The organism is Bacteroides sp. Marseille-P3684, assembly GCF_900291465.1.
GTDB lineage: Bacteria > Bacteroidota > Bacteroidia > Bacteroidales > Bacteroidaceae > Phocaeicola_A.
Window position 1 is genome coordinate 911,893 of record NZ_LT985808.1, and the last position, 21,487, is coordinate 933,379.

At 59.0% G+C, this 21,487-nt stretch carries 17 protein-coding genes; 7 read left to right on the forward strand and 10 right to left on the reverse strand.

Annotated elements, in window-relative coordinates:
* Positions 1-176: 176 nt before the first annotated feature.
* A complete protein-coding gene (locus C8275_RS03530) occupies positions 177-1,658 on the reverse strand; it encodes an ATP-binding protein (RefSeq protein WP_106625713.1) in 1,482 nt (493 codons plus the stop codon).
* Between the two features lie 370 nt (positions 1,659-2,028).
* Here C8275_RS03530 and C8275_RS14595 point away from each other — a divergent pair, with 370 nt between their 5' ends.
* Positions 2,029-2,295 carry a hypothetical protein gene (locus C8275_RS14595; RefSeq protein WP_157948155.1) on the forward strand — a complete coding sequence of 89 codons (267 nt, stop codon included), beginning with the start codon at positions 2,029-2,031 and terminating at the stop codon, positions 2,293-2,295.
* Between the two features lie 241 nt (positions 2,296-2,536).
* Here C8275_RS14595 and pdxB read toward each other — a convergent pair whose 3' ends face one another.
* Positions 2,537-3,583 (reverse strand): 4-phosphoerythronate dehydrogenase PdxB, encoded by a 1,047-nt coding sequence (gene pdxB / locus C8275_RS03540; RefSeq protein WP_106484120.1) that lies wholly within the window; start codon positions 3,581-3,583, stop codon positions 2,537-2,539.
* Between the two features lie 124 nt (positions 3,584-3,707).
* Between pdxB and C8275_RS03545 the strand changes: the two genes are divergently transcribed.
* Genes C8275_RS03545 through C8275_RS03565 form a run of 5 tightly spaced genes read left to right on the forward strand, consistent with a single transcriptional unit; the run spans position 3,708 to position 7,826 of the window.
* Positions 3,708-4,313 carry a DUF4254 domain-containing protein gene (locus C8275_RS03545; protein ID WP_022384839.1) on the forward strand — a complete coding sequence of 202 codons (606 nt, stop codon included), beginning with the start codon at positions 3,708-3,710 and terminating at the stop codon, positions 4,311-4,313.
* Between the two features lie 51 nt (positions 4,314-4,364).
* The gene (locus C8275_RS03550; protein WP_106484121.1) at positions 4,365-5,405 is read left to right on the forward strand and encodes a glycosyltransferase family 9 protein; all 1,041 of its coding nucleotides are present in this window, start codon (positions 4,365-4,367) and stop codon (positions 5,403-5,405) included.
* A gap of 1 nt (position 5,406) precedes the next feature.
* On the forward strand, positions 5,407-6,156 hold the full coding sequence (locus tag C8275_RS03555) for a lipopolysaccharide kinase InaA family protein (RefSeq protein WP_106484122.1): 750 nt from the start codon (positions 5,407-5,409) through the stop codon (positions 6,154-6,156).
* A 19-nt stretch (positions 6,157-6,175) separates the two neighbouring features.
* Complete coding sequence (locus tag C8275_RS03560) at positions 6,176-7,087, forward strand: lysophospholipid acyltransferase family protein (protein WP_106484123.1); 912 nt, start codon at positions 6,176-6,178, stop codon at positions 7,085-7,087.
* 4 nt (positions 7,088-7,091) lie between these two features.
* A complete protein-coding gene (locus C8275_RS03565; RefSeq protein WP_106484124.1) occupies positions 7,092-7,826 on the forward strand; it encodes a bifunctional 2-polyprenyl-6-hydroxyphenol methylase/3-demethylubiquinol 3-O-methyltransferase UbiG in 735 nt (244 codons plus the stop codon).
* A 134-nt stretch (positions 7,827-7,960) separates the two neighbouring features.
* Here the strand turns inward: C8275_RS03565 and C8275_RS03570 are convergent, their stop codons facing one another.
* From C8275_RS03570 to C8275_RS03580, 3 genes are read right to left on the reverse strand one after another with little or no spacing between them, the layout of a single operon-like run.
* Entirely contained in the window at positions 7,961-9,172 is a 1,212-nt protein-coding gene (locus C8275_RS03570) for a thioredoxin-like domain-containing protein (protein ID WP_106484125.1), read from the reverse strand.
* An 11-nt stretch (positions 9,173-9,183) separates the two neighbouring features.
* Complete coding sequence (locus C8275_RS03575; protein WP_106484126.1) at positions 9,184-10,599, reverse strand: RagB/SusD family nutrient uptake outer membrane protein; 1,416 nt, start codon at positions 10,597-10,599, stop codon at positions 9,184-9,186.
* 24 nt (positions 10,600-10,623) lie between these two features.
* The gene (locus tag C8275_RS03580; RefSeq protein ID WP_106484127.1) at positions 10,624-13,857 is read right to left on the reverse strand and encodes a TonB-dependent receptor; all 3,234 of its coding nucleotides are present in this window, start codon (positions 13,855-13,857) and stop codon (positions 10,624-10,626) included.
* 254 nt (positions 13,858-14,111) lie between these two features.
* Here C8275_RS03580 and C8275_RS03585 point away from each other — a divergent pair, with 254 nt between their 5' ends.
* On the forward strand, positions 14,112-14,741 hold the full coding sequence (locus C8275_RS03585) for a viroplasmin family protein (RefSeq protein WP_106484128.1): 630 nt from the start codon (positions 14,112-14,114) through the stop codon (positions 14,739-14,741).
* A gap of 871 nt (positions 14,742-15,612) precedes the next feature.
* Here C8275_RS03585 and C8275_RS03590 read toward each other — a convergent pair.
* From C8275_RS03590 to glf, 5 genes are all read right to left on the reverse strand, one after another.
* Positions 15,613-17,205, reverse strand: coding sequence for a hypothetical protein (locus C8275_RS03590; RefSeq protein WP_106484129.1), 1,593 nt, complete (start codon positions 17,203-17,205; stop codon positions 15,613-15,615).
* Between the two features lie 3 nt (positions 17,206-17,208).
* On the reverse strand, positions 17,209-18,243 hold the full coding sequence (locus C8275_RS03595; RefSeq protein WP_106484130.1) for an HlyD family secretion protein: 1,035 nt from the start codon (positions 18,241-18,243) through the stop codon (positions 17,209-17,211).
* A 12-nt stretch (positions 18,244-18,255) separates the two neighbouring features.
* Positions 18,256-19,584 carry a TolC family protein gene (locus C8275_RS03600; RefSeq protein WP_106484131.1) on the reverse strand — a complete coding sequence of 443 codons (1,329 nt, stop codon included), beginning with the start codon at positions 19,582-19,584 and terminating at the stop codon, positions 18,256-18,258.
* A 336-nt stretch (positions 19,585-19,920) separates the two neighbouring features.
* Positions 19,921-20,292 carry a GtrA family protein gene (locus C8275_RS03605; protein ID WP_106484132.1) on the reverse strand — a complete coding sequence of 124 codons (372 nt, stop codon included), beginning with the start codon at positions 20,290-20,292 and terminating at the stop codon, positions 19,921-19,923.
* Positions 20,293-20,329: 37 nt separating this feature from the next.
* On the reverse strand, positions 20,330-21,448 hold the full coding sequence (glf, locus tag C8275_RS03610) for a UDP-galactopyranose mutase (protein ID WP_106484133.1): 1,119 nt from the start codon (positions 21,446-21,448) through the stop codon (positions 20,330-20,332).
* Positions 21,449-21,487 lie beyond the last annotated feature (39 nt).

Here is a 21,487-nt window from a genome sequence, read left to right on the forward strand (position 1 = left end):
TCGGTGATTTATAGATAATTGCGAAGATTTAACACCATCAGAAGACGATAATGCTACCTACATGATAATCCATTAAGATACAAGCACAAAATGGAGAAAATCCTGCGGGCTTCTCACCAGATTCTCGATTTCGTGCAGAAAACCAGTCTTTCGGCACGTTTGACGATGTTGAGCCGTTACAACCTCTCGAAAAACCTTTCATACTCATCATCAATAATGCGCCAAAAACCAGTCTTACGACCTCCAACTCGTTCAATCCTGTGTTGGTCTTGAAGTCGTTTCATATACTTTTGTACTTGTCGTTCTGAAAGATTGAGATGTTTTGCAATCTCATTTGCGGTTACTTGTGCATTTTTACTTATGAGCTTATATATCAGCCTACTTGCTCTAAGAAACTCTTTTGTCTGTTCTAACTCCTCTTTTACGAACTCTTTCCCGAATCCGCTTTGTCCTTTTACGAACTTTATTCCGAACTCGACACTATCTTCCTCTTGATCATCAACGTTGTAGTTGATATTCCACAGCAAGACGTGAAACTCGTTGTTGTCAGACCTAAACTGGGGCATTCTCTGCTCCGGAACCATCTTGTACCAGCGATACGCATCCATTATCTTGCGCATACCACTACCTCTGCGTTCCATCAATCCTAATCTGCTGAAGAAGTCGGCAATCAGTGGGTTGCGCCTTTTGGAAGATACGGATGTAGGATCAAGGTCTTGTATCTGTTTACCATCAATCATGCCACCGGGCGAATAAATCTCCATACGGTCATCGTACATATCTATATGTACTTCGCTACCTATCTGTAAATAGTCACGATGGATAATGGCATTGGTAATGACTTCTGTAACGGCTCGTTCGGGATAGTCGGGCAGCTCCTCTCTATGGTCAGGCGTTTTCCACCACTTCTTACGAGAGTTATTCCTCACGAACGCCACAGCGTCTTGAAGTTGCCCAATCACACTTCCCTCGAGTTCCACATCGTCCAAGGCTTCGCCCAAACCGTTCGTCATGGTCAATCCGTTCCAACGTGTGCAGAAGATGCGAGAATGCCTTACAGGTGATTCGTCAGCTATCAATGCACCTGCATTTGTGAGGTTTCCTTGTTCGTCAACGATGCCCCAAGACGCAAAGTCGGCATCTTCAAATGGTCTGCCCAATCTCTTGTAATGCACGGACTTTAGTTTTGTGAAAGCCATGTTCTCAAACTTATATGGAGAGGGCAGACTGTCATATGTACGCCCCGAACCTCTCAACACCAGTGCTTTTAGTTGAGTACGGTCAGCCACCACGGTTTCGTTACCCACACGCGCGTATGCCAAACGCTGCTTGTCGCCTATATAATAGTATGGTGTTTCTTGCCCAGGCTTGACTGTCAATACAATAACCTTCGCTCCGTCCTGTTCTTCAAAGCGCAAATCAATTTCCGGGACAGGGTCAAGTTTTGTTTTAATCGCTTCGCTTATAAACTCACTGTCGGCTTTGGCGTTGGGTAAGCCCACCACCTTGTCGTCATCTGAAATGCCGAAAATGAGCATTCCACCTTCACCATTGGCAAAGGCTGATACGCTTTTCAACCAGCTCTTGGGCTTGCTGCGTTCTACGTTTTCTTTCTTGTCGTAAGCGGTTGCTTCGCCAATGAGTTTATGAAGTTCCATGTGCGTTAATTTTAAAGTTATTGCAAATTTACCAAGAATATACGACAATGAGCTTTCGCTAAGAACCTTTTATGTGTGGTTCATACCCAAGCGCTTGCTAAAAGATACATCTATAGAGCAGCGTTAGTCACATTTATGGCCAACTTCATCTTTACCGAACTGTTAACTCACACCTCACTCACCACCGAATTTTGTTCGTACAACATAAAAATAACTAACGGCTTATGGACGCAACCTGCTACGAGGGTGAGATGCGTTACCCGACGGATACGAAGTTGCTGTGGAAAGGGATAGAGAAGGCGTATGGGATCATGTGCGGGTTGAGTGAAAAGATGAATCAGCACCGGCCGAGGACGAAGCATCCGGATGGATGGAAGGCAAACCTTGCTTACAGGAAGCAGTGCAGGTATATGAATGGCCAGACCCGGAAGATAACCTGATGTCTGCTAACCCTTTTGGGGGAGATATTCTTCGGCATCCACACGGCAAATGTAGCTCAGCTTGTCCGGAGGGAAGTCTCCGCAATTGTTCAGGCTGCCTGATGTTCTATATGTGGAACGGAACCTTTACAGGAGTATTGTCTTCAGTTGTGGCGGAAAATGAAAAAATCGGCTTCCAAATGAAGCCGATGATATAAAAAATGATGGGTTCGAACGGAAAAATACAGGGAATGTCTGCCGGATGACTCAATAATGACGGAATTAAACAACAGTCCTAAATTAACGTGAGCTCGATAGAAGGATTAAAATAGTGGTTTAAAGATTAGGAACATAGTGAGAACAGCATGACATATAACATTTGCACTGTTACCACCATGTTCCCAGAGGTTAAAGATACGTAGATATATTGTAGGGCGGATGATTTTTGCAAGGAATCTGCTAAGAAATGGGAAGAATCCGGTAGGCCGACGGCTCACGTCGGTAGGCATAGTTGCCGCGAAGCGACTCGAAGCTCTCGGGGGAGGCTTTCAGCCGACGGCTGTCGTCGAGCGGATTGTAGATGCGGAGCAGGGCTTCGGTACGGGAAGTGGCACGGATGAGCGGTTCGGAAGGTGCGGGCGGCTCGATGTGAAACTCCTCCGGCAGCCCGAAGAAACGGCAGAATGCCTGGAGAGACATGCGGGTGGCGTTCGCCTTGCCGTCCGCTGAATAGCCGGCAATGTGGGGCGTGCCGATGAAGACCTGCTGCAACAGGCGGCGGTCGATGTCCGGCTCGTGCTCCCACACGTCGATGACGGCGTCGGCAACACGTCCGTCGGTCAAGGCGGACAGCAGGGCGGCATTGTCGACCACCTCTCCGCGTGACGTATTAATAAGGTAAAGCGGACGGGAGAGCGAGCGGAAGAATGCCTCGTCCGCCAGATGCCACGTCGGGTGAGCACCCTCGCGAGTGAGCGGCGTGTGGAAGGTGATGAGGTCCGAACGGCTGACGAGTTCCTCCAGCGAGGTGAAGCCTTCCGGTCCCTCGGCTTCGGCACGTGGAGGGTCGCAGCAGAGCACCGTCATGCCCAGCCGACGACCGACGTCCGCCACACGGCTGCCGACATGACCCACGCCGACGACACCGAGGCAGGCACTCCGGAGGGAAAAGCCCCGTTCACGTTCCAGCAGCAGGAGGGCTGCCTCGACATACTGCTCCACACCGCCCGCGTTGCAACCCGGGGCATTGGTCCACGTGATGCCCGACGCACGGCAGAAGTCCGTGTCGATGTGGTCAAAACCGATGGTCGCCGTGGCAATGAAGCGCACCCGGCTGCCTGCGAGCAACGCACGGTCACAGCGTGTACGGGTACGGACGAACAGGGCGTCGGCGTCCCTCACCAGCTCCGGGGTGAAGTCGCGCCCCTCGGCATAAACCACCTCATCGGCAAGTCGCTCGATGACACCCTGCAGGTAGGGTATTTTCTTATCAACGATTACTTTCATGGAAAATTGTCATTAGTCGGTGCAAAGTTAGCCGCTTTCTTGCACTTTTGAATATCGTTCGTATTGTCAGTTCGGCAAGAATGCCTATTTTTGTCGATTGTAACACCATAAGCATAGAACGGTTATGACATTCACAGAACTTTGCAACCCGATATTTGTGCAATCCATCGATGATTACCACAAAACCGACAATGTGGATACGCCTATCAACAACCCTTATGCGTTGAAGACGATCGAGTACTATCTCTATCTCAAAAACTGGATAGACACTGTCCAATGGCACTTCGAGGACATCATCCGCGACCCGAATATCGACCCGGCAGCCGCCTTGGTGCTGAAGCGCCGCATCGACAAGAGCAACCAGGACCGCACGGACCTCGTGGAGCTGATCGACAGCTATTTCCTGGACAAATACAAGGATGTGAAGCCGCTGCCGGATGCCACCATCAACACCGAAAGTCCGGCGTGGGCAATCGACCGCCTGTCGATTCTCGCGCTGAAGATATACCACATGCGTCAGGAGACGGAACGCACCGACGTGTCTGCCGAGCACCACGAGCAGTGCGCCCGCAAGCTGGCAGTCCTCCTGGAACAGCAGAAGGACCTGTCGACAGCCATCGACCAGCTGATTGCCGACATCGAGGCGGGTCGCAAGTACATGAAAGTCTACAAGCAGATGAAGATGTACAATGACCCCGAACTCAACCCGGTGCTCTACGGCAAGAAGTGAGCCTTCGCCCCATCGAACACAGACCAATCATCCCATAACACCCGACTAAACGTGAAACATCTGCTCGTCATACGCTTCTCGGCGCTGGGCGATGTGGCAATGACCATCCCGGTCATCCACGCCTGCGCCTGTCAACATCCGGAGCTGCGCATCACTGTGCTGAGCCGGGAGTTCGTGCGTCCGCTGTTTGAGCGGATGCCTGCGAATGTCAGTTTCGTCGGGGCTGACCTGAAGGGACGGCACAAGGGCATCGGCGGACTGAACCGCCTCTTTGCCGAGCTGCGTCCGCTGGGCATCGATGCCGTGGCGGACCTGCACGACGTGCTCCGCAGCAAGTACCTGCGGATGCGCTTCCGCCTGGCGGGCATACGGACCGCTCACATCGACAAGGGACGGCGCGAGAAGAAGGCGCTGACCGACGCGGTGGAGAAGAAGCTCGTCCCACTGAAGTCGTCCTTCGAACGGTATGCCGACGTGCTGCGCCGATTGGGGCTGGACGTGACACCCCGCTTCTCCTCCCTCTTCGGCGATGCCGGGGGAGACCTGCGCACGGTCGTCGGCGTGACGGGAGAGAAGGGGACGGACACCTGGGTGGGCATCGCTCCGTTTGCCGCCCACCGCGGGAAGGTCTATCCGCTGGAACTGATGGAGCAGGTGGTGGCTGCACTTGCCGCTGCCGGATGCCGTGTGTTCCTCTTCGGGGCAGGCGCATCGGAACGTGCGCTGCTCGAACAGTGGGAGCAACGGCATGAGGGCGTCCGTTCGTTGGCAGGGAAGCTGCGGATGGACAGTGAGCTGGTGGTGATGAGCCATCTCGACGTCATGGTGTCGATGGACTCGGCGAACATGCACCTGGCATCGCTCGTGGGCACTCCGGTGCTCTCGGTGTGGGGCGCGACACACCCGTACGCCGGCTTCATGGGCTGGGGGCAGACGGAAGACCGCGCCGTGCAGCTCGACCTGAACTGCCGTCCCTGCTCCATCTACGGGAACCGTCCCTGTCTGCGCGACGACTATGCGTGCCTGACGCTGCTTCGTCCCGAAACCCTTGTAGAACGAATCAAGCAACTAATCGAATCAAAGAAAGACTGACATGAAACTTATCGTCCATCCCGACTACCGCCGCTACAGCGACTTCATCCGGCAACTGCCTGCCACTTTCGACCAGAGTGGCGAACTGTTGTATCAGGGACGTAACGTCGTCAAACGCTACCGGGTGGACGGACAGTCGCTCGTCGTCAAGAAATACAAGCACCCCAACTTCTTCCAGCGCATCATCTACACCTACTTCAAGAGCACGAAGACCGAGCGTGCCTATAAGTTCGCCGCCCTGCTGCGCGACAAGGGCATCGAGTCGCCCCACGAGGTGGCGTACATCGAGACCAGGCGCCACGGGCTCTTCACCACCGGCTTCTTCGTGTCGCTCAACTGCGACTATCCGCCGACGAGCATCCTCCTCTCGGTGCCGCACTTCGACCATCCGCTGGCCGACGCACTGGCAGGATTTCTCGTGGAGCTGCACGAGAAGGGTGTCCTGCACGGCGACCTCAACCTGACCAACATCCTCTATCATGCCGATGCCGACGGACGTTACCGCTTCGCGCTCATCGACACCAACCGCTCCATCTTCAAGCGGCCCACCCCCGACGAATGTCTGGACAACCTGAAACGGCTCACCCACAAGCGCGAGGTGCTCGTCTACATCATCTCCCTCTACGCCCGTCGCCGTGGTTGGGATGCCGACGAGTGTGTCCACAAGGTCATCCGCCAGCTGGAACGCTTCGAGGAGCACCGGCGCATCAAACGCCGCTTCCAGGACTTTTTCGGCATCCGCCACGCCTGACCACTTAAACGACACGCCTATGAAACTCGTCTATTACCTGGTATTCGCTCTCTGGTACGCCCTCTCGTTGCTGCCGTTGCGGGTACTCTACCTCCTGTCGGACCTGCTCTACTTCCCCCTGTACCATGTGGTGCGCTACCGGCGCGGCGTGGTGCGGAAGAACCTCACCGCATCGTTTCCCGAGAAGAGCACCGCGGAGATTGTCCGCATCGAGAAGCAGTTCTACGCTTTCTTCTGCGACTATGTGGTGGAGACGCTCAAGCAGTTCTCCATGTCGGAGGAGCAGATGCGCCGTCGCATGACGTTCAGCGGAACCGAAGACATTATCCGCGACATGGAGCGCGAGGGGAAGTCGTTCACGTTCATCTACCTGGGACACTACTGCAACTGGGAGTGGATTGCCTCGATGCCTTACTGGTTCCCCGGTGACGTCTCCTGCGGACAAATCTACCACCCGCTCTACAACAAAGCTTTCGACCAACTGTTCCTCAAGCTCCGCAGCCAGTATGGTGCACGCTGCATCGCCATGAAGGAGACCCTGCGCCGCATCATCGAGATGCGCCGTCAAGGAGGGAAGCACGTCATCGGCTTCATCTCCGACCAGTCGCCCAAGTGGAACAGCATCCACCACTTTACCCCCTTCCTCCATCAGGACACACCCGTATTCATAGGGACGGAGAAGATAGGGCGTCAGATGGACGCGCTCATCTACTTCGCCGACGTCACCCGTCCTCGTCGGGGGCACTACCACTGCCACCTCTACCGCATGGTCGACGACATCGGTCAGGTCAAGGAATACGAGGTGACCGACCTCTACATGCAACACCTCGAACAGATGATATGCCGCGCCCCCCAATACTGGCTGTGGTCGCACAACCGGTGGAAGCGCACGCGCGCCGAGTGGGAGAAGCGGATGCAGGAAAAAGCGTAAGCCTATGCGAACCGATACACTGACTCCGGAGAAAGACCCGATGGGAGCCGCCATTGCCGACTTCCACCGCCGCGGGAAGGCACAGCCGCTGCGTGTCTTTTCGTCCCGCTTTGACGAGGACGAGATGCCCGTGAAAGAATTGTTCCGTACCTTCGACACGATGCCTCCGCTGGAGCAGACCGCCCTGCGCATGGCACAGGGACGCATCCTCGACGTCGGCGCCGGTAGCGGATGCCACTCGCTCGCCCTGCAGGCGATGGGGAAGGACGTGTGTGCCATAGACATCTCGCCCCTCTCGGTGGAGGTCATGCGCGAACGCGGCGTGAGGGACGTCCGCCTCGCCAACCTCTTCGGCAACGAACCGCTTGGGACGTTCGACACCATCCTGATGCTGATGAACGGTTCGGGCATCATCGGACGCATCGAGGAGATGCCCGCCTTCTTCGACCGCATGAAGCAGCTCCTGCGTCCCGGCGGATGCATCCTGATGGACTCCAGTGACCTGAGCTACCTCTTCGAGGATGAGGACGGAGGGATGCTCATTGACCTGGCAGGCGACTACTACGGTCAGGTGGACTTCCTCATGCAGTACCGGCAGGTCAAGGGCGAACCCTTCGACTGGCTTTACATCGACTTTGACACCCTCTCGCTCTATGCCTCCCAATGCGGCTTCCGTGCCGAATGTGTCCGGGAGGGCGAGCACTACAACTACCTGGCACGACTCTCCGCGGACGCTTGAGCGCGCCCCGCACCGGATAAACGCAGAGGCACGAAGCCACAGCAACCGTCCGTCACCCCTCCGTGGGGCGGGCATACGCTGTGTCTTCGTGCCTCTGTCCGTGTCCCGTCATGCCGTCATGACGGTGCCGGTCGTCACTTGCCGTAGAGCTCCATCAGGAAGGCGTCGAGGTAGGCACCCCGGGTGTTCGTGCGGTAGAAGCGTCCCTCACCGTCGAGCACCATGCACATGGGGATGCCCGTGATGTTGAACTTCTTCACCTCCTCGCCCATGATGCCGCCGGTGATGCGTGCCTGTGTCCACGTCATCCGCTCTTCCTTCATGGCTTTCTGCCAGTCAGCCTCCTTCTCGTCGACCGAGACGCTGACGATGTTGAAGTCCTTGTACTTCTCGTGCACCCGCACCAGGTGGGGAATCTCCGCGCGGCACGGTCCGCACCAGCTTGCCCAGAACTCCAGCATCACATACTTGCCCTCGGGGATGAGGCTCGACAGCTTCACGGTTTTGCCGTCGGGCGTCTGTACGTCGATGTCGGCATACTTCTCACCCAGTGCGACCGGCTTGATGCGGCTCACGATGGAGTCGAGTGCCGCCAGTTGGGGAGTGCCTGTCCAGGCATCTGCCACCCAGCTGCGCATCTCGTCAATCTGCTTGCCGGAATAGTTCACGGTGAAGTCGGAGAAGAGCGCCACCAGCTGGTCGAAAGCCACGACCGACGAGGGGTTCTCGCGGATGAACGCCAGGGTCTTCTCCTGAAGCTCCTTGCGCCACCGTGCCTCCTCCTTCACGAGTGCTACCCCCACCTCGGTGTAGTCGTGCTTGTGCTCCTTGTCGTTCATCATCGGGGCGGTGTACTCCTCCCAGTAGCGTCGGTCAATGACAGCCAGGCTGTCGCTGGCGGGCTTGATGTCCGCCCGGAAGCGGGCGTAGAAGTCCTCCGTGGCAGAGCCCTTGATGACGGGCGCCTCCAGCGGACGCTCGGGGTCGTAGAACACTCCGGGCAGCGTCTTCAGGTTGCCTTCGAAGGTGATGGGCGAGTTCTCCAGGTAGAAGTTCGAGGCGAACACCTTGCCCTGGACGCTCTCCGTCGGGTCCGTACGCAGGTCGATGCGGAGGGTGTACATCTGCGGACGGTCCACGTGCCCCTTCAGGCTGAACTTGCCGTCCGTGATGGTGGCACTGTCGGTCGACACCATCTGTCCGTCGGGCATTTGCCGTTGCAGGTATGCCATGCCGGTGGATGCTTCGCCGCCGGTGAGTACGCCGTCGAGCGTATAGCCCGGACCGGCGCCGGGCTGGCAGCCTGCCAGGAGGGCGACGGCTGCCAAAAGAGTCAGTTTCTTCATAAGGTTATCATTTAATGGTTGGATATTTCATAGGTCGGGTTCTGCACCAGCAGGCTGTTGCCGCTGAGTGCCTGTGTGGGAATGGGCAGGACGAGATGCTGCATCGACTGCGTGTATCCCAGTCCGGTGGCTGTGAAGTCAGTGCCGTCGAGCCGGTAGTAGCGCACCATGTCGTACCACTCCTCGTAGTTCTCCGCGCTCAGCTCCATGTACTTGTGGCGGAAGATGGTGAGCAGCAGGTCGCCGTCGGCGATGCCGTCCGTATAGTCCTCCGCGTAGCCGGCGCGGGTGGCAACAGGCTGCAGGGCCGCGCGTGCCTGCGGGTAGTTGCCCTCGCGCGCCTCGGCTTCCGCCAGGATGAGGTACAGTTCGGGCAGACGCATGAAGTAGTAGGTGTTGTTGTCGCCCGTCGTGGCGTTGTTGAGCACATACTTCCTCAGGCTCATTGGCTGGAAGGCGGCGGTGTAGCGGGCGTCATACAGTTCGTCGCCCGTCGTGCCTGCCAGCTCGTCGGCTATCCGGCTGACGGTCGTCCCGTAGCCCAGGTTCACATCGGTGGTCAGGATGGTGCCCATCGTCTCCAGCGGATAGGACACGTAGGGGGCGAAGAGGGTCTCCGGGGAGCTGAAGCCCTGGGCAAAGACCGTCAGGTAGTCGGTCTCCAGCGAGGCACCTCCGGCGGTGGCGTCGGCGATGGCAGTCCGGGCGGTGGCGGCAGCGTCGGCGAACCGTCCCATGTAGAGCAGCACACGTGCGCGGAGCATCTGCACGGTGACGCCGTTCACCCGGTAGGCGCGTCCGTCGTATGCCGGGGCGGCAGCCGCCTCGTCGAGGTCGGACAGGATTTGCGTGTAGCACTCCTCGACCGGAGCGCGCCGTTTGGCCTCGTCGTTGCCGCGTGCCGGTTCGTTGTAGAGCACCACGCCGTAGTCGGACGAGCGGTCCCAGAACTCGCCGAAGGAGCGCAGCAGCATGAACTCGGCAAACGCCTTGTGGAAGTAGGCTTCACCCAGGATTTCGCCCTTGCGTGCCTCGGTCAGTCCCTTCGGATGGGCGTCGCGCAGGTTCGCGATGAGCGAGTTGGACTGGTTGATGATGGCGTAGAGGCCCGTATAGTAGTTGAGCACGGTGTTGTTCTGCGGACGGAGGTTGTTCTCGCGGAAGTTCGTTGCGCCCTCGGCGACGGTCGTGTTGTTGAGCGTGCCCGTCAGGATGAACATGCCGTTGCGCATGGATGCGAGGGATCTTTCGCGGTAGCGGCTGTAGATGCCGTTGAGCAGGTACTCGGCAGAGTTGCTGTCAGTGATCACATCGTCGTCGGTCAGGACGAAGTCGGGTTGGATGTCATCGACCGGACCCAGCAGGTTGCACGACGAGAGTGTGAGGCTCACCAGGAGGGTGAGCAGGATGTTTCTATGCGTAGTCATATACCTTATCTTATTAGCGTGTGGTTAGAAGGATAGCTTGACACCTACCGAGAAGGTCTTCGAGAGCGGGTAGGAGTCGTAGTTGGTGCCGGCGGTCGTGCCCGTACCTGCCGACTCCGGGTCGATGCCGGGCCAGTCGGTCACGGTGAAGAGGTTCGTCGCCACGGCGTAGACCGATGCGCTGCCGAGGTGCAGGCGTTGGGCGACGCTCCGGGGCAGCTCGTAGGCGAGCGTGATGTTCTTCATGCGCAGGTAGGAGGTGCTGAACACATAGCGGTCGTTGAGCGTGGAGTTGTAGTTGTAGATGCCGTCGCCCATGCGCGCATAGCGTGCATCGGTGTTCTCGGGCGTCCAGAAGTTCCCGTACAGCTCGCGGCTGACGCTCTTGCCCGCGTAGGGCTGCGTGACCTCCATGAGCAGGTCGTTATAGACCGCAGTGCCTCCCTGGGAGAACTGCATGAGCATGGAGAGCGACCAGTTCTTGTAGGAGAACGTGTTCTGCCAGCCGCCGAAGATGGCGGGCTCGGGATTGGCGATGACCGTCTTGTCGTACGTCGCATCGAAGATACCGTTGCCGTCGAGGTCCTTCAGCAGGTAGTCCCCGACGCCGGTGTTGTCCATGTAGTTGCGCCCGTAGAGCTGCTGGGCGGTGGCGTTCAGCGCATCAATCTCCTCCCGGCTCTGGATGATATGGTCCACCACGTAGCCCCGGGTCACGCCCATCGGCTCGCCGACGACGAAGTAGTCCTGCATGTAGGTGCTGATGAGGGCGTCGTTGAGCGACTCGATGCGGTTGTGGTTGTGCGAGAGGTTGAGCATCGTGCTCCAACTGAAAGCCTTCCCGCGCACCACGTCCGCCCCGATGGAGAACTCCACGCCGCGGTTGCTCATGTCGACGATGTTGCTCCAGTAGTTCGCCATGCCCGGCTCCAGGATGTGGGGCGACGGTGCCAGTGCCCCGTCGGTATACCGGTAGTAGGCGTCCAGGCTTCCGTAGAGCCGGTCGTTGAAGAAGCTGAAGTCCACGCCCACGTTCACCTCGCTGGTCTTCTCCCACCCGATGTTACGGTTGGGCAGCGTGCCGTTGAGCACGGTGCTGTTCTGTCCGCCATAGAGCGGACCGTTGATGTAGTACTGGCGGTAGACGAAGTCGGCGACGTTGGTCGAGCCGGTCTGTCCGAGGCTCAGGCGCAGCTTCAGGTTGCTGACGGTGTCCTTGTCGCGGATGAAGTCCTCTTCGCTGATGAGCCAGCCGAGCGAGAGCGCCGGGAAGTAGCCCCACTGGTTGCCCGGGCCGAACTTTGACGAAGCGTCGGCACGCATGCTCAGTTCCGCCAGGTATTTCGCGTCGTAGGAGTAGTTCACACGTCCGTACACCGAGTTGAGTCCGCTCCGGGTCGTCGTCTGGCTCTTGCTGATGACCTCGCGGGCAGCGTCGATATTGTTCAGTGTGGGGAAGCCCTGGTAGGCGAGTGTCTCCGAGGCGTTCTTCGACCGTTCTGCCCCATAGCCCAGCATGGCGCCGAAGAGGTGCTTCTGCAGGTTGAGGCTGTAGTCCAGGCGGAAGTTGAGCGACGTCGTCCGGTACTCGCTGTCGGAGGTCGACAGCATGGCTTCGAGCGGCATGCCCAGTCCGCGCATGTCGACGGACGCCTCCACGGGGGTGTAGTAGGAGGTCTGGAAGGTGTAGTGGGTCATGCTGAAGTCCGTGCGGAACTTCAGTCCACGGAACAGTTCGATTTCAGCGAAAAGGTTGCCGAGGAACTGGTTGCTCGTGTGACGCGTCTGTCGCTCGAGCAGTCCGACGGGTGAGGGCGTAAGCTCCACGCCGTCCATGCCGTAGGCGGAGAGACCCGTGTCGATGCGGTTCAGCTCGCCCAGCTCGTCATAGACCGCTATGTCGGGGCGCACCAGCCAGGGCTTCGCCTCGGCGCTCGCCGTGCCCAGTCCGTCGCTCGTGCTGCGGCGCTTCGTCTCCGAGTAGTTCATCACGCCGCCCAGCTTCACGCGGTCGCTCAGGTCGGTGTTCAGCGCGATGCGTCCGCCGTAGGTCTCCATGCTGTCGTTCCTGTAGAGTCCCTCCTCGTTGCTGCCGTTCAGCGAGAGGGAGTAGTTCGTGCGTTGGGAGCCGCCGCGCACGGAGGCATTGTACTGGTGTGTCAGGGCATTCCGGTTCTTCACCTCGCGGACCCAGTCGGTCTGCACGTCGGGGTTGAACCGTGTCATGTCCAGCCCCTCGTAGACCACCTGTCCGTACTCGTCGAAGCTGAAGAGCGCCATCGACGGCATGTACGGGGTGAACATCACGGAGTAGCCTTCGAAGTTGTTGTAGGCGATGGCGGCATTCCGCAGGTTCTGGTCGGTGTAGTGGAGGAACTCCTCGGTGGTGAGGGGCGTGAACTCCTTCACGGGGTTCGCCACGGCGATGCTGTACCCTACCTCCACCACAGGCTTCTCGTCCTTGCGTCCGTCCTTGGTCGTGACGATGATGACGCCGTTGGCTCCGCGCGAGCCGTAGATGGCAGTGGCGGACGCGTCCTTCAGCACGTCGATGCTCTCGATGTCGTTCGGCGAGAGGTTCATGAGCGGGTTCAGACTGGTCGCTTCCACAAAGAGGGGCACGCCGTCGATGACGTAGAGCGGTGCGTTGTTGTTCGTGCCCGTCTGCATGTTGGGATAGGGCGAGGTCACACCGCGGACGTTGATGCTGATGGACGACCCCGGCTCGCCGCTGTTCTGCGTGGCAAGTACACCCTTCAGCATGCCGCCTCCGATGAGGTCCTGCACGTTGGTCGAGACGGGCGCCATGCGCTCGATGTCCTCCTTCTTCACGGAGGAGATGGAGCTGGTCAGGCTCTTGCGGTTCTTGCTGCCGTAGCCGATGACCACGACGTCATCGAGTGCCACGTTGTCGTCGCGCAGGATGATGTTGAGGGAAGGCTCGCCCTTGAAGCGTACCGTCTGAGTCTGCATGCCGACGAAGGAGAACACCAGTTCCGCCCCTTCGTGCACTTTCAGCGTGTATTTTCCGTCGATGTCGGTGATGGTTCCCAGGGTCGTCCCCTTGACGGAGACCGAGACACCCGGGAGAGGTTCACCATGACTGTCGGTGACAGTTCCGGTGAGGGTCCGTGCAGCTTGTTGCACCGAAGCTGCATACACATGGCCCGATGGGAGAGAGCCTCCTCGTGCGGTCAACGCCGTGCCGCAACATGCACCGGTCAGGAGGGCGCATGCGAAAAGTTTCCAGTTTGTCATAAGTGTGAGTTAATAAAGGTTCAGTTCTCCAGGAGTATAGACAAGGTCAAGGACGAAGCGTATCCATACGCTGTAACAGTTTTTGCAAATATATGTATTTCTTTTAAAACAATCGTACGCTTTTGTCCGTATTATCGAACTTTTCTGTCCGGATTCTTTTGCGGCGAGGCGGGGCGGAAGTAGCGGAAGTTCCGTCGCTTTGCTGCCGGTTCCCCCATTTCTTTGTACTTTTGCAGCCAAACAACACCCAGCGTATGGCAAAACAGAAATATTATGTCGTCTGGAACGGCGTCACCCCGGGCATCTACACTTCCTGGAGCGAATGCCAGGCACAGATAAAAGGCTACGAGGGAGCCGTCTACAAGTCGTTCGAGAGTCGCGAGGAGGCAGAGCGTGCCTACGCGTCCTCCCCTTATCACTACGTAGGTCGTGGGGCAGCCGCCCGGCAGGCATCCGCCGCGCAGCCGTCCTGGGGGGCGGAAGTGCAGACCGAGGCACTGGCGGTCGACGCGGCATGCAGCGGCAATCCCGGTCCGATGGAGTACCGCGGCGTGTATCTCCGCACCCGTCAGGAGATTTTCCACTTCGGCCCCATGCAGGGGACGAACAACATCGGCGAGTTCCTTGCCATTGTCCACGCCCTGGCGTTGCTCGACCAGAAGCACCTCTCCATGCCCGTGTACTCCGACAGCCGTACGGCCATCAGCTGGGTCCGTCAGAAGAAGTGCAAGACCAAGCTGGAGCGCACCCCGCAGACCGAACCGCTCTTCGCCCTCATCGAGCGTGCCGAACGCTGGCTGCACACCCATACCTACGCTACGCCCATCCTGAAATGGGAGACCGAACGCTGGGGCGAGGTCCCGGCGGACTTCGGGCGGAAATAAATCAATTGACAATGGACAATGGACAATTGACAATTACCTTGCGGCGTGGGGGATGTGACTGCAAGGCGATAATTGTCCATTGTCCATTGTCAATTGTCAATTGAATATGTTGGACCGGGCGACCAGACCGGTCGCCCCTACATTCCTTGAAATGTTTTGTTCATGGAATGTGGCGGTTGTGTCAATTTGTCAGAATGTCAAACGAATCTCCCGAGAAGGGGCTTCCTTGCATCCAACTACGAGTTCGTGAGCAAAGAAGGCATTCTCGGGCGATTTGTGTTTTGCATGTTGTCGGTATTTCCGTCGGTTTCTTTTCCTCCTGTTCCCTTTTTCTTTTTATCTGTTTCTTTCCGTCGGTCTTTTTACACGGACGGACGCGATTTCACACCTTCGGAATCGTGCCCCTTCGGGCTCTAAAAAATGGGAACAGGTGCCTGTTTTCGTACGGACGCGTCGGTACGACGGTGCGGACACGTCGGTACGGTGGTAGTCGTTCGTCCGTACGAAGCCAATCACCGGTGCTTTCGACCGCGATGATGGGTGCGACGGACGGTCTTTTTGTGTTAGAAACGGTATAATTGTGTGAATATAGGTTTATTCTGATGCGTTCTGACGGATATATCTTAAAATATTTAACGCGCCTCTTTCTATTTGGGACGATTTTGTAGAAATGCGCGTTACCTGAAAACGTCAAATCAGGAAAATGTAATGTTAATATCCGGGAAACGGTGTCGTTTTGACAAATGGGGAAAAATCAATTGTCAATTGTCCATTGTCCATTGTCAATTCTGTTATGTCGCCCCTACATTCGCTGCCTTGTGGGCACATCTCCCATGCCGCAGGGCAATTGTCAATTGTCAATTATCAATTGTCAATTGACCCGCTCTCCCGTGTGCCGGATTTCCAGCAACCGTTTGAACACCTCCACCGGCGGCATGCGCACGAAGCGGACGATGTGCCGGTAGCGCATGGCGAGCACCAGGAGCAGGAACAGGATGCCCAGCAGGACGGCGTAGCCGTAGACCTCCTTCAGCGAGACCAGCAGGGACTGGCGTTGCAGCTCGCCGAAGAGCTCCGGCAGGGGGAGCGAGGAGCTGCGGACGTCCAGACCGTCGAGCGACGTGCTGAGCGTGAAGGCGTTGGACTGCTGTACCACCTTGAACAGACGGGCGGTGAGGGCGTTGGCTATCGGCGAACCGATGCCCTCGCGGATGAAGCCCACGGCGCCGAGCGCCTGGAAGAAGAAGACGAAGGGCACCAGCTGCTGCAGGTAGGTCGTCAGGGCGATGTAGAGGATGACGTTCCCGAAGTTGCGCACGAAGACGGGGAGGTAAAGCTGACCGAGGACGGTCTCGGGCGAAATGAGGAAGTAGCACTCCACCTGGTACGCCAGCACGCAGACGAAGCCCAGGACGGTCAGCTGCTTGTACGTCAGGTAAAGCCGCGTCAGTGCGTAGAGCGTGAAGGCGGCTCCGGCGAGCGTGCCGAGCAGCGAGGGCAGGTTGAGGCGTGCCGCCGTCAGACTGTCATAGCCGAGTATCACTCCCGTAAAGACCCCCTGGAGCACCGTCGCCGTGGAGCTGAGCAGGCAGAGGGCGGCGAAGAGCAGGATGATGGGGACGACCTTCGGGTAACGGTAGACCTGCGGGTCGATGTAGGGGTGGCGGATGTGGTGCATCCGTCCGATGTTCAACGCCACGCAGCCGATGCCTGCCGCCAGCGCCGCACAGAGCAGGGGCGAGTGGAACCAGTCGTAGTAGTCGCCGTAGTTCGCCACGAAGATGAGGAGCCCCAGTCCCGTGCTCCACAGCAGGGCGCCGAGCCAGTCGATGCCGTACAGCGGCATGGGCTTGCCCATGTGGAAGGGGCGCAGGAGCAGCCTCGTACAGCCGAAGACGCCCAGCAGCAGGGCGATGATGACGAGCTGCATGTACTGCCAGTGGTAGTGGTAGGCGAGCCACGTGGTGAGGTAGCCCGACACCTGGATGCACCCGAAGACGGTGGCATAGACCACGGGGAAGAAGACGGCGAAGTTGCGCGTGGGCGTGATGCGCAGCTGGATGGTGGAGAAGCACTCGAAGGTCCCCCACATGCGGAGCATCCCGGCGATGAAGCAGGTCACCACGAGCAGCGGGACGCTGCGGCAGTACATCGTGACGAGGTTGCAGGCGACGAGCCCCGCACTCGTCACTTGCAGGATGAAGCGCGACGTCAGCCGGAACTTCAGCCGGAAGAGGAGGGGGAAGACCATGGAGATGCCCAGGAAGGAGGACAGCCCCGCCATGAGCAGGTCCTCCTGCATCAGGGCGGTCTCGCCCTCCATGTCGGGCAGGGCGGACAGGTAGATGCCGCCCGAGAGCTGGAAGACGAGGATGAACGCGTAGAACGACCATGTACGCACGTGCATGGGCACCCACTCCTTGAAGGCAGGGAGCTGGCGCAGGAGTTCGTCAAGACGGCTCATGGGCTAGTAGGCTGTTTCGCATTCGACATTCAGCCCCGAGCGCAACCGTTGCAGGTCGGCGGCACGGTTCGCGTCCGTGAACACGATTTTGACGGGGACGCGCTGCTCCACCTTGACGAAGTTGCCCGCGGAGTTGTCCTGCGGGATGAGGGAGTACTGGGCGCCGGTCGCCTGGGAGAGCGCCTGCACGCGCCCCTCGTAGGTCACGCCGGGGATGGCGTCGACGCTGATGCGGACCTTCATGCCCTCGGCAAGGTGGGCGGTCTGCGTCTCCCGGTAGTTGGCTATCACCCAGACGTCGTTGTCGTCCACCACGGAGAGGAGCACCTGACCGGGCTGCACGAGCTGTCCCTCCTGCACGGTACGGCGCGAGGTGACCCCGTCGCAGGGGGCGGTGATGACGGTGTAGGAGAGGTTGAGGCGTGCCAGGTCGAGGGCAGCCTCGGCGACCGCCACGGCAGCGTCGTTCTGGTCCAGCCGCTGGGTCTGTTGCTGACGGACGAGGGCGGTCGACCGGCGTTGCCGCAGGAGGCGTTCGTAGTTTGCCTTGAGGGCTTCGTAGTTGGTGCGCACGTTGTCGAACTGCTGCGGGGTGACGGCTTCCTGTTCGAGCAGGGTGCGGTAGCGGTGGTAGTCCTTCTCGGCGTTGAGCAGGCGGACGTGCACTTCCTCGATGCCGGCATCGGAGACGGAGAGGTCGTTGCCCGTGGTGGTGATGGTCGTGCCCATGGCGCTCCTTCCGGCGAGCGTGCTCAGGCGGTCGGCTTCCGCCTGGGCGAGACGGAGGCGGTACTCGGTGTCTTCGATGATGAGCAGGGTGTCTCCCTTGTGCACATGCTGGTACTCCTCGAAGCGTACTTCACGGATGAACCCCTGCACGCGGCTGTTGACGGGGACGATGAGGCGGCGCACCTGGGCGTTGTCGGTGTATTCCACCCGTCCGAGACGGACGAAGCGGGAGACGACCCAGGTGAAGCCCGCGAGGAGCACGAGGATGATGACGGTGTTGATGAGGATTTTCTTGTTCTTTCGTTCCATAGTGAGTGAGTGTTAATTGTCTTGGAGTGTTCCGGCGAGGTAATGCAGTTTGTAGTACTGGTAGACGATGTCGATGCGCGCGTTCGCGAGTTCCACCTCGGCAGACAGGCGCGCGTTGGCGGCATCGAGCAGGTCGGTGACGAGTGCCAGCTCGTTGGCGTAGCGATGGGCGATGACGTCGTAGTTCTGCCGCGCCAGTTCGACGCTCTTCTCCCGGGTGCGCAGCTGTTCGTACGCCTCGCGGTAACGGGTGTACCCCGCGTGTATGACAAGGGAGGTCTGTTCGCGTGCATCCTCGGCAATCTCCTGGTTTCGGCGGGTGGCAAGTTGCTGACGGCGAAGAGACTTAGGGGTTTTGAACAGGGCCGACAGATTGTACTTCACGCCCAGCCCGACATACCAGTAATTGAAGTTCTTGTCGATGGGCGGGACCTCGATGGTGATGGGACCGTCGAAGTGTTCGGCTGCCACGAGGGCGACCTGCGGACGGAGGGAGGAGCGGACGAGCTTCTCCTGTGTGCGGCTCATGGCGGTGGCAAGGTCGAGCTGCCGGAGGGTGGGGGACTGCGTCTGCGCGCGTTCCAGCCAGCAGGTACGGTCGTCCGTGGGGAGCGAACGTTGCAGCAGGGTCGTGTCGGGGGCGACGACCGTCCCGTCGGGCAGTCCGAGCGTGGTGACCAGGTCGTGGTTGAGGATGCCGAGGGTGTTGCGGAGCTGCGTGCGCGTCAGTTCCAGCTGGGCGAGCAGCAGTTCATAGCGCGTCACGTCGTTCTTGAGCATGATGCCCTGCGCGCTGCGTGCCCGCATGTCACGGAGCGTCCGCTGTGTCAGTTCGATGTGACGGTCGTAGACCTGCAGCAGGTTCTGCTGCTTGAAGAGGTCGAGGTAGTAGCCCAGGGCGAGGAAGCGGACCTTGTTGCGGTCGGCGGCGAGCGTCTGCCGTGCACTTTCCGCCTGGAGCCGGCTGAGGGCGACTGCGCCGTCGAGCGCCCCTCCGGCATAGATGACCTGAGTCACCTCGAGGGCGAAGTTGTTGCCCCAGTGGGGCATGGACGCTTTCATCCCACTGCCCAGGTCGCGGTCGATGAGGCATCCGTTGCCGAGAAAGCTCCCGGAGAGGGACGCGTTGATGTCCGGCAGGCGTGCCCGTTGCGCCGCCTCGACGGCTTGTCCGGCTTCGGCGACACCGGTGACGGCAGGGCGCAGCGACTTGCTGTTGCGGTCGGCGAGCGTAAAGAGTTGTTCGAGAGTCAGGGGGTGCCGGGCGTCTGTCTGGGCATACGCCAACGGCGGACACAGCATCAGCGCGAGCGATGCCGTGAGCAACGTACGTTTCTTCATTGTCGTAAGTGTGTTAGAATGCGGTGTGAGGAATGCCCGGGTCGGGGAGTGTCCGTGTGCCCCTGCTGACGGAGCTCAGCGGACGGGTTTTCGGTGCGGCAGGCCACTGCCTGCTGCGTTGCGAGCCTTCAGAGGGGCTCGCGGACTCGGGTGCGGGATTGCCTAAGGGATTTATTGACTGTATGATTGTAGGTTTGTTCTGTCTCTTGCAGTTCATGATACGTGGAGCATTATACTCCATTCCGGCTGCAAAAGTATGGAAAATAAACTTCGCTTGTAACCTTGTAGTTTTGTTAATAAAGCGTAAAAGGATGGCGGACAAGGGGCAGGACGCCGTCAGTCGGTCCGTTTCTTCCTGAAGACCCAGCGGACGAGGAGGAAGTTGACGGGGATGGCGATGGCAAAGACAGGAGCGGGCGCCCATGCCTCCGGTACGCCCAGCCAGAGGAAGAGGTTGAGCAGGCTGATGTGGAGCAGGAAGTTGACCAGATGGGCTCCGCCGAAACCGCCGGCACGCTTCCACGAGGGGCGCGAGCGGAAGGTGAAGTACGCCGTCAGGTAGAAGTTGGCAACGAAGCTGAGGGCATAGCCCACGGTGTAGGCTATGCTCTCATTGGCGTGTGCGAATCGCCACAACACGTAGTAGATGCCATAGTGGAGCGCCGTTGCCAGTGCGCCCACCAGACCGAAGCGTATCAGTTCCCTCATGGTTCGTCGATGCTTGGTTCTCGTTCCGGGTCCGTCGTCACTTCCGGTCCAGTTCGCGGTCGACGAGCTGCAGGGCTGCCTCGATGGTGTCGTCCATGTCGGCGTAGGTGTATTGCGCCAGCCGTCCGCCGAATAGCACGTCCACGCAGTTGTCCGCCAGTGTGCGGTAGCGTTCATACAGCGCCGAGTTGCGGGCGTCGTTCACGGGGTAGTAAGGCTCCTTGCCGGGGGCGAAGTCGTCCGGATACTCATAGGTGATGACGGTCGACGGCTGTGTGCCGAAGGCGAAATGCTTGTGCTCGATGATGCGTGTGTAGGGGACCTCGCGCTCGGTGTAGTTGACCACGGCGTTGCCCTGGAAGTTGTCGGTGTCTTCGAGCACCCGGTGGTCGAAGCGCAGGCTGCGGTACTCCAGCCGTCCGAAGCAGTACTCGAAGTACTCGTCGATGCAGCCGGTGAAGAGGGTGGTGTCCGCCAGCCGGTCCAGCTCTTCGCGGTGGGCGAAGTAGTCGGTTCCCAGGCGCACCTCGCTGCCTTCGAGCAGGGCGTCGATGAGGCGGTTGTACCCACCCTCGGGGATGCCCTGGTAGCGGTCGTTGAAGTAGTTGTTGTCAAAGGTGAAGCGGAAGGGCAGACGGCGGATGATGAAGGCCGGCAGTTCGGTGGCGGCACGTCCCCACTGCTTCTCGGTATAGCCCTTGATGAGGCGTTCGTAGATGTCGCGTCCGCCGAGCTTGAGCGCCTGCTCCTCCAGGTTGGCAGGCTCGCCGATGTGGGCATAGCGTGCCCGTTCCTCCTCGATGCGTGCCCGTGCCTCGGCGGGGGTACGGACGCCCCAGAGCTGGTAGAAGGTGTTCATGTTGAACGGCAGGTTGTAGAGCTTGCCGCCGTAGGACGCCAGGGGCGAGTTGGTGAAGCGGTTGAACTCCACGAGCCGGTTCACGTAGTCCCACACGCGGCGGTTGTCGGTGTGGAAGATGTGTGCGCCGTAGTAGTGCACCTGGATGCCATTGACCTCTTTGCAATAGATGTTCCCGCCTGTGTGCTGCCGCTTGTCGATGACCAGGCAACGCTTGCCCCGGCGGGTGGCTTCGTGGGCGAAGACGGCGCCGAAGAGTCCGGCTCCCACGATCAGGTAGTCATAAGTTGCTTTCATGCTTGGGATGGTTTTGTTGACAGGGGCAAAGATAAGTCT

Coding starts and splice junctions, on each gene's coding strand:
- C8275_RS14595 (WP_157948155.1), top strand. CDS start 2,029: ATGGAAGGCAAACCTTGCTTACAGGAAGCAGTGCAGGTATATGAATGG.
- C8275_RS03585 (WP_106484128.1), top strand. CDS start 14,112: ATGGCAAAACAGAAATATTATGTCGTCTGGAACGGCGTCACCCCGGGC.
- C8275_RS03590 (WP_106484129.1), bottom strand. CDS start 17,205: ATGAGCCGTCTTGACGAACTCCTGCGCCAGCTCCCTGCCTTCAAGGAG.
- C8275_RS03565 (WP_106484124.1), top strand. CDS start 7,092: ATGCGAACCGATACACTGACTCCGGAGAAAGACCCGATGGGAGCCGCC.
- pdxB (WP_106484120.1), bottom strand. CDS start 3,583: ATGAAAGTAATCGTTGATAAGAAAATACCCTACCTGCAGGGTGTCATC.
- C8275_RS03530 (WP_106625713.1), bottom strand. CDS start 1,658: ATGGAACTTCATAAACTCATTGGCGAAGCAACCGCTTACGACAAGAAA.
- C8275_RS03600 (WP_106484131.1), bottom strand. CDS start 19,584: ATGAAGAAACGTACGTTGCTCACGGCATCGCTCGCGCTGATGCTGTGT.
- C8275_RS03595 (WP_106484130.1), bottom strand. CDS start 18,243: ATGGAACGAAAGAACAAGAAAATCCTCATCAACACCGTCATCATCCTC.
- C8275_RS03570 (WP_106484125.1), bottom strand. CDS start 9,172: ATGAAGAAACTGACTCTTTTGGCAGCCGTCGCCCTCCTGGCAGGCTGC.
- C8275_RS03555 (WP_106484122.1), top strand. CDS start 5,407: ATGAAACTTATCGTCCATCCCGACTACCGCCGCTACAGCGACTTCATC.
- C8275_RS03560 (WP_106484123.1), top strand. CDS start 6,176: ATGAAACTCGTCTATTACCTGGTATTCGCTCTCTGGTACGCCCTCTCG.
- C8275_RS03575 (WP_106484126.1), bottom strand. CDS start 10,599: ATGACTACGCATAGAAACATCCTGCTCACCCTCCTGGTGAGCCTCACA.
- glf (WP_106484133.1), bottom strand. CDS start 21,448: ATGAAAGCAACTTATGACTACCTGATCGTGGGAGCCGGACTCTTCGGC.
- C8275_RS03605 (WP_106484132.1), bottom strand. CDS start 20,292: ATGAGGGAACTGATACGCTTCGGTCTGGTGGGCGCACTGGCAACGGCG.
- C8275_RS03545 (WP_022384839.1), top strand. CDS start 3,708: ATGACATTCACAGAACTTTGCAACCCGATATTTGTGCAATCCATCGAT.
- C8275_RS03580 (WP_106484127.1), bottom strand. CDS start 13,857: ATGACAAACTGGAAACTTTTCGCATGCGCCCTCCTGACCGGTGCATGT.